Source organism: Bacillus sp. DX3.1 (assembly GCF_030292155.1).
GTDB lineage: Bacteria > Bacillota > Bacilli > Bacillales > Bacillaceae_G > Bacillus_A.
Map to the genome: position 1 here is coordinate 4,810,352 of NZ_CP128153.1, position 14,371 is coordinate 4,824,722.

Annotated in this window: 12 protein-coding genes and 2 pseudogenes; 4 read left to right on the plus strand and 10 right to left on the minus strand. The window is 39.1% G+C overall.

Annotated elements, in window-relative coordinates; genetic code table 11:
* Window positions 1-10 precede the first annotated feature (10 nt).
* From tagO to QRE67_RS24265, 3 genes are all read left to right on the plus strand, one after another.
* Window positions 11-1,084, plus strand: a complete 1,074-nt coding sequence (gene tagO, locus QRE67_RS24255) for a UDP-N-acetylglucosamine--undecaprenyl-phosphate N-acetylglucosaminephosphotransferase TagO (protein ID WP_286122703.1) — start codon at window positions 11-13, stop codon at window positions 1,082-1,084.
* A gap of 196 nt (window positions 1,085-1,280) precedes the next feature.
* Window positions 1,281-2,021 carry a polysaccharide deacetylase family protein gene (locus tag QRE67_RS24260; protein ID WP_286122704.1) on the plus strand — a complete coding sequence of 247 codons (741 nt, stop codon included), beginning with the start codon at window positions 1,281-1,283 and terminating at the stop codon, window positions 2,019-2,021.
* Between the two features lie 102 nt (window positions 2,022-2,123).
* A complete protein-coding gene (locus tag QRE67_RS24265) occupies window positions 2,124-4,799 on the plus strand; it encodes a sigma-54-dependent transcriptional regulator (protein WP_286122705.1) in 2,676 nt (891 codons plus the stop codon).
* An 82-nt stretch (window positions 4,800-4,881) separates the two neighbouring features.
* Here the strand turns inward: QRE67_RS24265 and QRE67_RS24270 are convergent, their stop codons facing one another.
* On the minus strand, window positions 4,882-5,295 hold the full coding sequence (locus QRE67_RS24270) for a CHRD domain-containing protein (RefSeq protein ID WP_286122706.1): 414 nt from the start codon (window positions 5,293-5,295) through the stop codon (window positions 4,882-4,884).
* A gap of 543 nt (window positions 5,296-5,838) precedes the next feature.
* On the opposite strand from QRE67_RS24270, the gene QRE67_RS24275 reads away from it, so the two are divergent.
* Window positions 5,839-7,020 (plus strand): chromate transporter, encoded by a 1,182-nt coding sequence (locus tag QRE67_RS24275; protein ID WP_286122707.1) that lies wholly within the window; start codon window positions 5,839-5,841, stop codon window positions 7,018-7,020.
* Window positions 7,021-7,408: 388 nt separating this feature from the next.
* Here QRE67_RS24275 and chbG read toward each other — a convergent pair whose 3' ends face one another.
* From chbG to QRE67_RS24320, 9 genes and pseudogenes are all read right to left on the minus strand, one after another.
* Complete coding sequence (gene chbG / locus QRE67_RS24280) at window positions 7,409-8,113, minus strand: chitin disaccharide deacetylase (protein ID WP_286122708.1); 705 nt, start codon at window positions 8,111-8,113, stop codon at window positions 7,409-7,411.
* A 52-nt stretch (window positions 8,114-8,165) separates the two neighbouring features.
* Window positions 8,166-9,491: a 6-phospho-beta-glucosidase gene (celF, locus tag QRE67_RS24285; protein ID WP_286122709.1), complete on the minus strand. Its 1,326-nt coding sequence runs from the start codon at window positions 9,489-9,491 to the stop codon at window positions 8,166-8,168.
* Window positions 9,492-9,494: 3 nt separating this feature from the next.
* Window positions 9,495-9,818 (minus strand): PTS lactose/cellobiose transporter subunit IIA, encoded by a 324-nt coding sequence (locus tag QRE67_RS24290; RefSeq protein ID WP_286122710.1) that lies wholly within the window; start codon window positions 9,816-9,818, stop codon window positions 9,495-9,497.
* A gap of 184 nt (window positions 9,819-10,002) precedes the next feature.
* Window positions 10,003-11,318, minus strand: a pseudogene (gene celB / locus QRE67_RS24295) (PTS cellobiose transporter subunit IIC).
* Window positions 11,319-11,334: 16 nt separating this feature from the next.
* Window positions 11,335-11,637, minus strand: coding sequence for a PTS sugar transporter subunit IIB (locus QRE67_RS24300; protein WP_286122711.1), 303 nt, complete (start codon window positions 11,635-11,637; stop codon window positions 11,335-11,337).
* A 338-nt stretch (window positions 11,638-11,975) separates the two neighbouring features.
* A pseudogene (locus QRE67_RS24305) lies at window positions 11,976-12,305 on the minus strand (DUF3021 domain-containing protein); the annotation flags it as partial.
* Between the two features lie 38 nt (window positions 12,306-12,343).
* Entirely contained in the window at window positions 12,344-12,661 is a 318-nt protein-coding gene (locus tag QRE67_RS24310) for a PTS lactose/cellobiose transporter subunit IIA (protein WP_286122713.1), read from the minus strand.
* 9 nt (window positions 12,662-12,670) lie between these two features.
* The gene (gene celB / locus QRE67_RS24315; protein WP_286122714.1) at window positions 12,671-13,972 is read right to left on the minus strand and encodes a PTS cellobiose transporter subunit IIC; all 1,302 of its coding nucleotides are present in this window, start codon (window positions 13,970-13,972) and stop codon (window positions 12,671-12,673) included.
* Between the two features lie 14 nt (window positions 13,973-13,986).
* Window positions 13,987-14,289, minus strand: a complete 303-nt coding sequence (locus tag QRE67_RS24320) for a PTS sugar transporter subunit IIB (RefSeq protein WP_286122715.1) — start codon at window positions 14,287-14,289, stop codon at window positions 13,987-13,989.
* Between the last annotated feature and the right edge of the window lie 82 nt (window positions 14,290-14,371).

Below are 14,371 nucleotides of genomic sequence, written 5' to 3' on the forward strand. Positions count from 1 at the left end.
TGGGGTATTCATGGACTCACAAGTGATTTATGCAATTTTGGCATCCTTCATTACCGTACTGGTCATTACTCCCTTTATAATTAAGTTAGCATTTAAAATTGGAGCAACGGATAAGCCAAACGCACGTAAAGTACACCAAAAAATCATGCCTCGTCTTGGCGGATTAGCAATCTTTATTGGCGTAGCTGTCGGCTATTTCATTAGTGGATTATACGAGCAGAGAATGATGTCAATTAGTGTAGGTGCCATCATCATTGTTGTTATCGGTATACTAGATGATATGTACGAATTATCTGCAAAAGTAAAATTTGGTGGCCAACTATTAGTCGCAGCACTCATTGTAAAAAGCGGCTTATTAGTTCAAGTGCTATATATTCCAATCTTGGGAGAGACTGAGCTTGGGATACTTGCTTATCCAATTACAGTCTTTTGGATCGTAGGTATTACAAATGCCATTAACTTAATTGATGGATTAGATGGATTATCAGCTGGAATTTCATCTATCGTCCTTGCAACGTTAGCATATATGGCTGTTACGAGTCCGATTGGTACTGGCGCTGTCATCATTCTGCCACTCGCATTGATTATCCTTGCAAGTACAATTGGATTTTTATTCTATAACTTCCATCCAGCAAAAATTTTCATGGGAGATACAGGCGCATTATTTTTAGGATATTGCATTTCTGTCATATCGTTACTCGGTTTATACAAAAGCGTAACGTTATTCAGTTTCATCGTTCCAATTATTATTTTAGGCGTACCTGTATTTGATACAACGTTTGCGATTATCAGGCGCGTTGTCAATAAAAAGCCGATTTCTGCACCGGATAAATCACATTTACATCATCGTCTATTAGCAATGGGCTTCTCTCATCGTATGACGGTTCTCATCATTTACGCATTCGGTATTTTCTTTAGCGTAAATGCTATTATTTTCTCTAGTGCAACTTTATGGTTATCCATTATCCTTCTGTTCGCTTTAATCTTCGTTACTGAACTTGTAGCAGAAGTAATTGGCCTTGTGCACGATCGCTATAAACCAATTATCGCATTCTATAAAAAAGTAAAAAAGCGCGAAGAATAAAAATAGTATAACCCGTATCTTCATAAAATATTCAAATGGCATCCTTTTCTAGAAAGGATGCCATTTTTCATTTCCAAAATATAGTTTGTTTGAGAGTCCCTCTATTGGAGAAAGATATAAATACAAAAGTGATAGTAGAAAAAGTATCTTTATTTCTTTCTTTACATTTTTGACTGTTAAACTGAGGGTGAGTATCATGACAAAGCAAATGTTTCGATGTATTTGTTTGTGTTTGAGTATTATTACATGTTCTATATCTTATACTGAAGCAGCCGCTAACTCCTCAAGTGAACATCGCTCTACTATTCATACTACTACCAGTCTTCCACAAAAAATAGCGTACTTAACATTTGATGATGGACCAAACAAATACACATCACAAATTTTAAACATTTTAAAACAAAAAAACGGGAAGGCAACCTTCTTTGTAATTGGTGGAAAAGTTTCACGCTATCCACAAACCGTAAAACGACTTATACAAGAAGGCCATTATATTGGTTTGCATAGCATGTCTCACGACGTAAAACGTTTATACAATGGTGATCCATCCGTTTTGATTGCAGAAATGGAGCAAGCCCGAACAATCGTCCGTCATGCAACAACTTTAGACTCACACCTTGTTCGTGTTCCTTACGGTAGCATGCCTTATTTAAAGAAAAATTATCGCGATGCACTTGTTTCCGCTCAATATAAAATGTGGGATTGGACAATCGATACATATGACTGGAAAAGCTATCATAATCCGTCAGCTGTACTAGAACGGATTGTGAATCAAAGCGATGAACAAGTAGAGGTCATATTAATGCACGATTCTAACGTTACCGTACAAATTCTCCCAAAGGTAATTGACTATCTCCTAGCAAAAGGATATACACTTCTGTCCTATAATCCTTCTTCTCATGTAGAAGTAAATTTCTGGAGGGACGCAAGATTGTAACAGCTTTAGTAGATACTAAAGCTGTTTGCTGTTTTTCCCTTCCCACAATTCCTATTTTTGTGTAAAATTTTAAATAGTGATGAAGTTTCGAGGTGAAAAATAATGAAAAGAATGGACCTCATTTATGACGCAATACAAAAGGGTATATATCAAGAAGGTGTAACAGCATCTGAACTCGCTACACTTTTACAGTTAGACCGTGCAAATGTAAGCAGTGATTTAAATAAACTTGTGAAAGATGGCCGTTTATCTAAAACAGGAACACGTCCCGTCCGTTTCTATTTAGGAACTAATGCTTCTATGGAAACGCATTCACAGGATGAAACTTCACTTGATGCCTTTGCGAGAGAAAATCAAAGCTTGAAAATTGTGGTTGAAAAAGCAAAAGCAGCTGTTCTCTATCCTCCAAACGGCATGCATACGCTTCTTCTTGGGGAAACGGGTGTCGGGAAATCTATGTTCGCCTCTTTAATGCATGAATACGCGATTGAAGTGAATCAGCTTCCAAAAGATGCACCGTTCATTGTCTTTAACTGTGCTGATTACGCCAACAACCCACAGCTCCTACTGGGACAACTTTTTGGGATTAAAAAAGGAGCTTACACAGGTGCGAATGATCAAAAAGGCTTAATCGAAAAAGCACACGAAGGCATTCTCTTCCTTGATGAAGTACATCGCCTTCCACCAGAAGGACAAGAAATGCTCTTCACATTTATTGATCGCGGTGTATATCGTCGTTTAGGAGAAACAGAGAATGAGCGCCGTGCACAAGTATTAATTATTACCGCAACAACAGAAGAACCGAACTCATTTTTACTCAAAACATTCACAAGACGCATCCCGATGACTGTAACACTTCCACCGCTTCGTGAGCGGACTCATCAGGAACGCTTCGCATTGTTACAACTCTTTTTTACAAGTGAAGCGATTCGGTTGCGAAAAGAAATTCATGTTAGTCCAAATGCAATGCGCGCTTTCGTCTTTTATCAATGTCCAAACAACATCGGACAGTTAAAAACGGATGTACAAATCGCCTGTGCCAAAGCCTATTCTGACTTTGTAACAAAAAAACGAGAGCACGTCCGTGTTTCTAGTACCGACCTACCATGGTACATGAAAGAAGGCTTATTTATCGAAAGAAAAAGTCGACACCTGTACCAAGTGCCAAATGAGACATTTGTATTTACAAGTGATGAAGGATGGAGCCGGCACAAAACAGAAAATACCCGTTCCTCCATTTATGATTACATCGATCATAAATATGAAGAACTGCAAGCACGCGGTATTGAGGAAGAAGAATTAGAACTACTAATAGAAAATGATATTCAAAGCTTTTTTGTCCATTACTTTAATCAAATGTCCAAAAAGACAATTCATGAAAACGTCTTTAAAATTGTGGATCGAAATATTGTTGCAGTATGTGAAAAAATTGCAGCGTTAGCAGAAAAACATTTAGCTAAGACGTTTGACGAAAAAGTATTTCTTACTTTAAGTTTACATGTACAGACAACTTTACAACGATTGCAGAGCGGCAAACAAATTCATCACCCGCAGCTGGGTCAAATTCGTACGAAATACAAAGATGCTTTCTCAGTAGCGATGCAGGGCATTCAGCTTTTAGAAGAAGAATTACAAATAACAATGCCGATTGATGAAGCTGGATTTTTAACGATGTTTTTCGTCGTTGATCCCATCCCGACTTCCCAAACAGAAGTGAAAGTATTAATTTTGGCTCATGGCAATGGCATTGCAACGGAAATGGCAAATGTCGCTAACGAATTGCTTGGTATTGATGAAGTAACAGGAATTGATATGCCACTTCACGAGTCACCAAAAGACTTCCTAGAACGAGTAAAAGTGTACATGAAAACCTTGCAGCATATCAACGGACTTCTCTTGCTTGTTGATATGGGATCACTCGCTTATATCGGGGATATATTAGAGACAGAATTTCATATTCCTGTACGCGTTCTTTCCATGACGAGCACACCGCATGTGTTAGAAGCAGCCCGAAAAGCTCAGCTTGGCTATTCATTAGATGCGCTATATGAAACTGTGAAAAACTTAACGCCGTTTTATCTCAACATACAAGAAGAGAAGAAAATGCCACTCTCTCCAATGAAATCGGTCATTTTAACAGCCTGTTTAACAGGTGAAGGAAGTGCACTCGCTATTCAAAAAATGCTCGAAAACTATTTACGCTTTGATAAAGATCTAATTGAAATTATTCCAATAAGTATCGTTCATGAAAAAGATTTAACAAAAATGATTGAAAACATTAAGAAGGAACGCAATATGATCTGTATTGTGACAAACTTTGATGTACAAGTACCGTGCTTAACCTACCATTTCCAAGATATCTTGAATTACAAAGCAATTCAACCAATTCAAGAGCTGATTACGTACGAGGAAACATATGCAAAAATGGCTGATATTCTCGGCCAACAAATGCAGCGCGATGATGGCGCACTTATGATTAAAACGATTCGTTATTCATTAAATACAATTCAAGAGCTCATCTCCTTGCAGCTAAACCCTAATAGTTTAATGGGCGTTATTCTGCATATGAGCTGTATGGTTGATCGTCTCCAAAAGGGAGAAGAACTCCTTCCTTATCCCGACAAAGAAACGCGTAGACATGACGAATATTGGATGTACATGAAAATTAAAAAAGCACTGCAACCCATCGAAAACACGTTTGAAATACAAATTCCAGATGATGAAGTATTTTATATCATGGACTTTTTCATTAAAAATCAACCAGACAAAAAAGAATAAAATAAAAAACATTCCTGTGAATCTCGACCTTCACGGGAATGTTTTATTACAGAGAGTTTTTCCTATTTCGTAACGAAAAGAATTATGAACCAATTTCCTTTATCGCTCCTCGAATTTCACCTCTTTTATATTCCTCTGTATGAACATTTACATAGGCATTCGCCTCATAGAATTCGTGTACGAGGTTCTCAAGCGTCTTTCCTTGCAAAGGACCTTCTAAATCCTCATTCGTTACCATACCCCTAATCACGCCTCCATTCACGCTAATTCCCGGCTTAACAGGACCAAATAGAAATGCAACAACTGGACCATTCTGCGTTGCTGTTCCTAAATGAATATGACAAGCGGTTACCTTCTCAATATCCTTCAATGTGACCCTGTAATGCAGCCTTGTAAAATTATCATTAAAGATAAATTCTGTTACGCCATACGCTTTTGTTTTCACAGGAGGTATTTCATATCGTCCTTTTAGTCTAGCAAAGAAATGTTTTATCATGCTAGCAACCTACTCCTTATATAAATTTCATCGCAATGCTCACATCTCTTTAAGTACGTGTTCAAAAAGGAGGATAAAGATAGCCGAGCAGTTCGAGGCACGGAAGCTAGGAGAATACGGAGTGTAGCTCGAACTACATGAGTACCGGACTGGCGATGCAACGAAGAAATAGGGCGGCTCTCTTTACCGGACTTTTTGAATATCCTCTATTTCGTGTTCAAAAAGGAGGATAAAGATAGCCGAGCAGTTCGAGGCACGGAAGCCAGGAGGATACGGAGTGTAGCTGGAACTACATGAGTACCGGACTGGCGACGTAACGAAGAAATGCGACAGCTATCTTTACCGGACTTTTTGAATATCCTCTTTAACTAACTTATGGCTAGGACACGATCAATTATGCCTCATTCACGATTGATTTTTTCATGAGGGTACCTAATTCCTCTTCTGGAACATTTACAAAATCATTACATTCCAGTTATTCCATTCACCACTGTAAGTCCTGTATAATTCATCGTAGATTTGATGATTCTTTAGGAGGTTCACTTGAAAACGCTAAAACATTCCGTGCACTCGTTAATAGAAATCTTTCTCGTTTCGCTCAAACTTGGGCTCACTTCGTTCGGAGGTCCTGTCGCTCATCTCGGTTATTTCCATCATGAATATGTACAAAAGCGAAAATGGATGGATGAGAGAAGCTATGGAGATTTAGTGGCACTCTGTCAATTCCTGCCCGGCCCTGCAAGTAGCCAAGTTGGTATCGGGATTGGCTTGTCACGCGGAGGAATACTAGGAGCAATTGTCGCTTGGATTGGCTTTACACTTCCATCCGTTCTTGTCCTTGTGTTTTTCGCTTTACTACTGCAGTCATTTTCTGTAACAGAAGCCGGCTTTATTCATGGGTTAAAGCTTGTAGCAGTAGCGATTGTCGCCCATGCATTATGGGGCATGGCGCAAAAGTTAACGCCTGACCGAAACCGGGCAACAATTGCCATTATTACCGCGGCGATTGCTTTATTATGGCCAAGTGCTTGGACTCAAGTTGTGCTTATTCTGCTTGCAGGTGGCATCGGCTGGCTCTTATACCGTGAGCATACGATTCCGCCTGCTACTGAAACGCGTATTCCTGTTTCACGTACCATTGCCGTCACATGTATTCTATTATTTTTTAGTTTATTATTCTTTTTACCAATCTTACGACCACTTTCCGATTGGATCGCCATGTTTGATAGCTTCTATCGTTCTGGCGCACTCGTATTTGGCGGTGGACACGTTGTTCTTCCCCTTCTTGAAAATGAATTTGTTTTAAATGGCATCATGACAAAAGAACAGTTTCTAGCAGGATACGGCTTAACCCAAGCTGTTCCAGGCCCTCTCTTTACATTTGCTGCTTATATAGGGGTCTCGCTCGATGGAATACCTGGAGCCACCCTTGCAACAATTGCGATCTTTCTTCCTGCATTCTTACTCGTCATTGGTGTTTTGCCATTTTGGGATTACTTGCGACGTCAGCCATCGATACAAGGCGCACTCTTTGGCATCAACGCCGCTGTTGTCGGTATTTTACTAGCTGCCTTCTACAACCCTATTTGGACAAGCTCTATCATGAGTACAATTGATTTTGTCATCGCTTCTCTCTTATTTAGCCTGTTAGCATTTTGGAAGGCTCCTCCTTGGACCGTTGTCCTCTTAGGTGCTTTCAGCGGATATATGCTTTCGTTCATATAATAAAGTGAAACTTTTCTCAGTAGGGATCTTCTTCATCCCCTACTGAAAATTAGCCCTCACCAATCAGGCTTTTACGGGCAGTTTATCCCCCATCTATATAAATCCATTTTGATTTTTCGACGTATAGCCGTGGCTATGGATAACAAAAGGTGACCTGCACTCATTTTCTCTCTTTGTTTTCACTTGGCATGGGGCAGGAAAAGGATCTGACCGCTTCTATGCATGGCCGGATACTCTCTCCCACTTAAAAAGAAGGAGTTTATGTCGGTTTTTTAATTTGTATTTATATATCTTCTTTGTTTCTCTCTGAATCTTGAGGTGGGGATCTTACTGCCCGAAAATAGCAGAATAAAAAAGACGACTTTTCGATAGTCGTCTTTTCTTATGTTTAAAACTTTACAAGTTCTATTCCTTCTGGCAAAGAACTTTCTGTTAAAATTCGTAGCTCCTTCACGCGATCCATCACGTAAGAAGAACGCTTCACAAGCTCTGGATCAATATACGCAGGGTGTACCATAATTTCGACTGTTTTCCCATCTAAAACACGTTCTTTCAGCCTCATGAAGTAATCCTCCTGCACCCCATCACTGTAGAAATCACTATAAAACACATCAGAAAATGGTCGCACTGCTCGATCTTGTTCGCAGCGACGAATCGGTACATTATACTTTTCAGCTAATCTCTCTAGCACATCATGCAAAATCGGCAAGGAATGTACATGATGATGACTATCTAAATGCGTCGGTGTTAATCCGTAAGATAAAAACTTTTCAATTTGCGCGGTCCACTCTCTCTCGACATCTTCTGAATCGATATCGCTTTCCCACACAGTGGCTTGTTTATGAAATAAACCATCTTCTTTCACAAGTGATGGCACATCTGTAAGAAGAGGTTTTCCAGCAGTTAATACAAGATGGACCCCAACTCCTAATGTTGTATATTCCTTTGCCAGACGTGCAGCATGTTCCGTTCCTGGCATGTTCATCATCATCGTTGTAGAATTCACAATCCCGTTTACATGCCCTTCAATAATTCCGTAGTTTGTACCTTCTGTAAGGCCAAAATCATCTGCATTTACGATTAATCGAATCATGTATTTCCCCTCCTACTGAATGAAAAAAAGCGGGCTCAGTAAGCGCCGCTTTTTACTTCCCTACTTTTTTGAAGAATTGCGGAAGATACTCTTTATGTGCTTCCAACATCTCATCTAAAATTTGTTTTGCTACTTTATCTGATGGTACAAGTGGATTGATTGTCATAGCAAGCAGCGCTTTATGATAATCACCTGTAACAGCAGCTTCAATTGATGTGCGCTCGAATGATTTAATTTGCTGTACTAAACCGCGAACAGGAACTGGTAAATCACCTACTGCAATCGGTTTTGGGCCGTCTTTTGTAATAACACAGTTCACTTCAACAGCAGAATCATGCGGCAAGCTTGCAATTGTACCATTATTTCTTGTGTTAACAGGTTGAATATCACCTTTGTTATTATAAATCGATGTAATTAAGCTACATGCTGCATCACTGTAATAAGCTCCGCCGCGTTTTTCTAATTGCGGTGGCTTAATATCTAAATTCGGGTCTTTATATAACTCGAATAATTCATCTTCTAATTGTTTCACGACTTCTGCACGTGTACCTTTTTCGATTGAAGCTTGTTTTTCTTCTTCTAGCATTTCACGTGTTTTATAGTAGTAACGATGGTATGGACATGGAATTGCACGAAGCGCACGAATGAAATCTGGCTCCCAATCAAGCGCTGCAATGTTTTCCATTGTAATTTGCTTTTCTGGATCTGTCATTAATTCTAAAACACGATCCATTACACTTACGCCATCTAAATACACATTCAATCCGTAGACCATATGATTTAAACCAGCAAAGTCAACATGCACGCGGCTTTCATCTACTTCAAGAAGCTTTGCAAGTCCCATACGAATACCAATCGGAACGTTACATAACCCAACTACTTTTTGAATATTCGTATAGCGAAGTACAGCCTCTGTTACCATTCCAGCTGGATTTGCAAAGTTAATGAGCCAAGCATTTGGACAAAGCTCCTCCATATCCTTACAAATATCTAAAATGACAGGAATCGTTCTCAATGCTTTAAACAAACCACCTGGACCGTTTGTTTCCTGACCGATTACATCATATTTCAACGGGATTGCTTCATCTTTCCCGCGCGCTTCTAATAAACCGACGCGGAGCTGTGTTGTTACAAAGTCAGCATCCTTTAATGCCGCACGGCGATCAAGTGTCAAATGAACATCAATTGGTAATCCTGCTTTTTTCACCATACGCTTTGCTAAGTTACCAACAATTTCTAATTTCTCTTTCCCAGCTTCAATATCTACTAACCAAATTTCACGAACAGGAAGTTCATCGTAACGCTTAATAAAACCTTCAATTAACTCTGGTGTATAACTAGATCCACCGCCAATTGTAGCAATTTTTATTCCACGCATATCCTATTCCCCTTTCGCTTCTAACTTTTTGTAAAGGTCGATAAATTCTGCTGCTAATTCTTTTACTGTAATCGCATTCATTAAATGATCTTGTGCATGAATTAAGAGAACGCTAATCTCTGTTTTTTCTCCCCTTGCTTCTGATTGTATGAGCTCTGTTTGGAAATGATGTGCTTCATTGATCGCTTCTTTCGCTTTCTCCATTGCTTCATCAGCATCATCTAATTTCCCCTGTTTCGCATATTGAAGTGCTTCCATTGCGAAGCTTCTTGCGTTACCGCTGTTTAAAATAAGTTGGAATGGGATTTGTTCTGCTGTAGTCATCATAATTTACCGCCTCTCTCTATAAAGTTCAACTGATTCAAGTATCTCCTTCAGTTTGAACATGTCTATTAAGGTATGATTTTATTTATCTAGTTTTGGTGTTCTTCCAAATGTGTGCCATCCTTCTGAACAGGATATAAAGTTATTATTCTCGCGGACAACTATTGTCCGCGAGAACAATCATGTATTACATAGGTACAGATTGATTATTTCCTTGTGCTGTAGCTTTTTCAGTACGAACAACAGAACGGTCACATAACACAACGAATGGATAGTAAATTACCATCGCAATTACAAAGTTGAATAACTGTAGAATTGCACCGGAGAAATGTCCGCCTGTTACAAGGTAACCACTAATGATTGGTGGCGTTGCCCATGGAATCATCGCAACTGTTTTTGGCACCCAGCCAAGAGAAATAGCTGTATAAGAAGTAATAACTAGTACAAGTGGTGTCACAATAAACGGAACGAATAAAATCGGGTTTAAAATAATCGGTGTACCAAAGATTACTGGTTCGTTAATGTTGAATGCACCAGGTCCGATTGATAATCGTGATACCCCGCGCAATTGTGCACTTTTTGCTACGATTAATACAACAACTAAGAATGCTAATGTTGCACCAGAGCCACCAAGATATACGAAAGTATCAAAGAATGGTTTTGTAATTATGTTTGGAACATCAAATGCAGATGTACCATTTTGGAATAAGTTGATATTTTTTTCTAGTGCCGGTAAGTATAATGGCTCGATAATACCACCAACGATATTTGGACCATGTAAACCAAAGAACCAAAGAAGATGAACAAGAAACACAATAACGATGGCACTTGGCAATGTACCTGCTAAACTTTGTAACGGTAATTGAATTGTATTAAAGATGAATTCATGAATTCATGAACACTGGTACCTGCTAATTTCACTGCTAATTGTATTCCTGCAACAACTGTTAAAATAACAAACGCTGGAACTAATGCTGCGAAAGATCTTAACACTGCTGGTGGCACACCGTCTGGCATTTTGAAAGTAATCTCTCTTTGTACAAAGAAACGGAACGCCTCAGTAACAAGAAGTGCCACAATGATTGCTACGAATAAACCTTGCGCACCTGTCCAAAGGAGGTTGAGGCCGCCTTCTTTCGGTGTTGTTGGTGTAAGAATAATTAACGCACCAAATGAAATAATACCTGCTGACAATCCATCAACACCGTAAGATTTTGCTAAGTTATAACTTGTAGTAAACGCTATGATGAGTGCTAAAACCGCGAAAGAACCAGTCCACATTCCACCGCCAATTTGTTTCCATGTTTCTCCAAACATATCTTTCATAAAGTTTTGGAAAACTTCAGATGGGAAACCATTAATTAATGATGCAAATGTACCCACTAAGATAAGCGGCATAACTGCAATAAAACCATCACGTATTGCAGCCAAATGACGTTGCGATCCTATTTTCCCTGCGACTGGAACAATATACTTTTCCATAAATGCAATAAATTTTTGCATTATTTCTCCCCCCTAATTATTTTTTAAGTGTTAATGCATGATCTAAAACTGCTTCACCATTCATCATGCCGTAATGCATTGAATTAATAACATCGATTCCAACATTCCTCTCATCAGCAAGCGCTTTCATAGATGACAGCATGTAACGAACTTGTGGTCCTAATAATAATACGTCTGCTTGATCGATGTTGTTTTTTACTGCATCCCCAGATACAGCCCAAATCTTTCCTTCTAATCCGCGAGCTTTTGCAGCTGTTTCCATTTTTGTAACTAATAAACTTGTAGACATTCCTGCTGAACAACAAAGTAAAATATTCATTAATAAGTCCCCCTATGCATATAAACAATTTTGTTTTTTTATTTATTTTTCTTTACGCCTTTTATTAATGCAAGTGCCGTGCCAACTTTTAAAATCGCTTTAAATAGGCGTTTTATCGTGTGTTTTTATTGTGTGTTACCGCTTTCAAAGTGTGTGTTATCCGAAACACAGGTAGTGTGTTGTAAAAATAACACACTATTGGTACATATCGACATAAAAATGGGTTAGTGTTTAGTTTCTAGTTGTGTGTAGGAACAGAACAGAAAATATTTTTATATTTAGAAGATAATATTCCGCATATTGATATGCTAAAAAAATAAGAAGGGAAATCTCCCTTCTTATTTCAATTGATTATTTAATCCTGCAATTTTTTTCTTCCAATAGATTGTCATCACAAACCATATAATGAAGTAAATGATGATAAAGCTACCTGTGCAAATGAGAATCGGGACAAGATGATTTGGAACCCAGCCAATCCAAAGTGCAATCGGTAAGAATGTTCCTAACAAAATGATAAAATGAATAATTGTTTGTTTTAAAATGCTCCAATCTTCTCTCTCAAAGACAAAGGAAGCGAACGAGAAAATCAGCCCCACAATATTTGCTGTAACGAGATAAGTAAGCAATGTCTTTGCTTCTATAATCTCCATTCCATTTGCATAACCGACTGCTTTTCACACACAAAAAAGCCTTGCACTTGCAAGGCCTAATTCTTCTCTGACATCTTCCTATATAATTCCACAAATTCACTCGCTAGTTCCTTCACTGTTATGGCATTCATTAAATGATCTTGTGCATGAACCATTAACAATGTAAGCTCTACCTTTTCTCCGCCTGCTTCTTTTTGAATGAGTTCTGTTTGCAAACGATGCGCTTCTTGCAATTCTTGCAGTGCCTCTTGTAGTTTGGCGTCCGCTTCGGCAAACTCCCCTCGCTTCGCATAATCGATTGCTTCCATCGCACTGCTTCTCGCATTTCCCCCGTGTAAAATCAAATGAAAGGCCTTCGTCTCTAATGTATCCATTTCGATTCTTTACTCCTCCTGTTCTTCGGCTGCCTTTTGCTTATCCCATATTTTTAAGAATGGAAGATAAATAAGGAAGGCCAAAATAAAGTTAACAAGCTGCAATACAACACCTGAAATTTTACCACCCGATCCTAAATATCCACTAAACAGAATCGGTGTGGTCCATGGTACAGCCGCTCCGCTTGGTCTTGCAACAAGACCCCATTCCATCGCAAAATACGATACAACCGTTAAAACAACTGGAGCAAGTATAAACGGAATAAGAAGAAGCGGATTTAACACGATTGGCATCCCAAATGTCACCATCTCATTAATATTAAAAATACCAGGCGCAATGGATAGCCTACCTAAGCTTTTTAATTGCTGACTTCGTGCAAATAATAACATTGCCACAACAAGTGCAAGCGTGGCACCAGAGCCACCTGTATAAATCCATAAATCAAAGAATTGTGCTGTTATCGTATTTGGTACGTCTTGCCCTGCCTGAAAAGCAATGCGGTTTTGATCCATTAACGATAACCAAACCGGGCTCATGACTCCGCCCACAATCGCAGCTCCGTGAATCCCACATGCCCAAAGCACATGGACAACAATTACCGCCGCTACCGCACCAAAAAGACTTGCGCCAAGTACACTAAGTGGTGCTTGCAGAAGTTGCCCCACAATATTATGAATACTACCAAAAGTAGTATGTTCCATAATTAAGCGCAAGATCCAAACAGCAGTCACAACAATAAATCCTGGAATGAGTGCAGCAAATGAACGTGTTACAGCTGGTGGAACATTTTCTGGCATTTTAATAATCAGCTTTCTTTGTACAATAAACCTATAAATTTCGGTAGATATAAGTGCTAAAATCATTGCCACAAATAACCCTTGGCTCCCCATTAGTACAGCGGGGATTACACCTTCTACGATCACACTCTCCTTCGTACCAGTTATCATATGTGAAACTTGGAATGGTGTCGCTAGCAAGAAAGACACCATCGATAGCGCACCTGCTGCTAATGCATCAACTTTATATTGTTCCCCAAGCCTGTAAGCGATTCCAAAACTTGCTATTAAAGACATTATATTGAATGTTGCGTTAACTGGATACCCTAATGCTTTTTGCCAACCATCTCCAAACAGATTTGCCATAAAGTCATTGTAGCCTGGTATTGGCAAAGAACTGATAATAAGGAAGAATGATCCGATAATTAAGAAAGGCATCGTTAAAATAATTCCATCTCGAACAGCTTGTAAATGGCGCTGTCCTGCAATCTTTCCTGCTACCGGCATCACGTACTTCTCCAAAAACCCTATCATCTACTCCACTCTCCTTATGTCTTCATTAACAATGCTGCTTGCAGAACGGCTTCTCCATTACAAAGCCCATAGTGTACAGAGTGAATCACATCAACAGGTATTCCTTTTTCTTTACACAATTCTTTCATCTTTGGCAATAAATAACGTACTTGTGGTCCAAGTAAGAGCACATCCGCTTCATCAATATGATTCCGTACTTCCGAACCTGATACAGCCCAAATTCTCACTTCAACGCCTTTTGTTTGTGCCGCCTTCTCCATTTTCGTTACAAGTAAACTTGTAGACATTCCTGCTGCACAGCAAAGTAAAATATTCATCGAAATCCCTCCTCTCTTTCTTCATTCTTATATACAATGCCTATCTTGATCCGGCTCGAATCGCAACTGGATTACCAATATA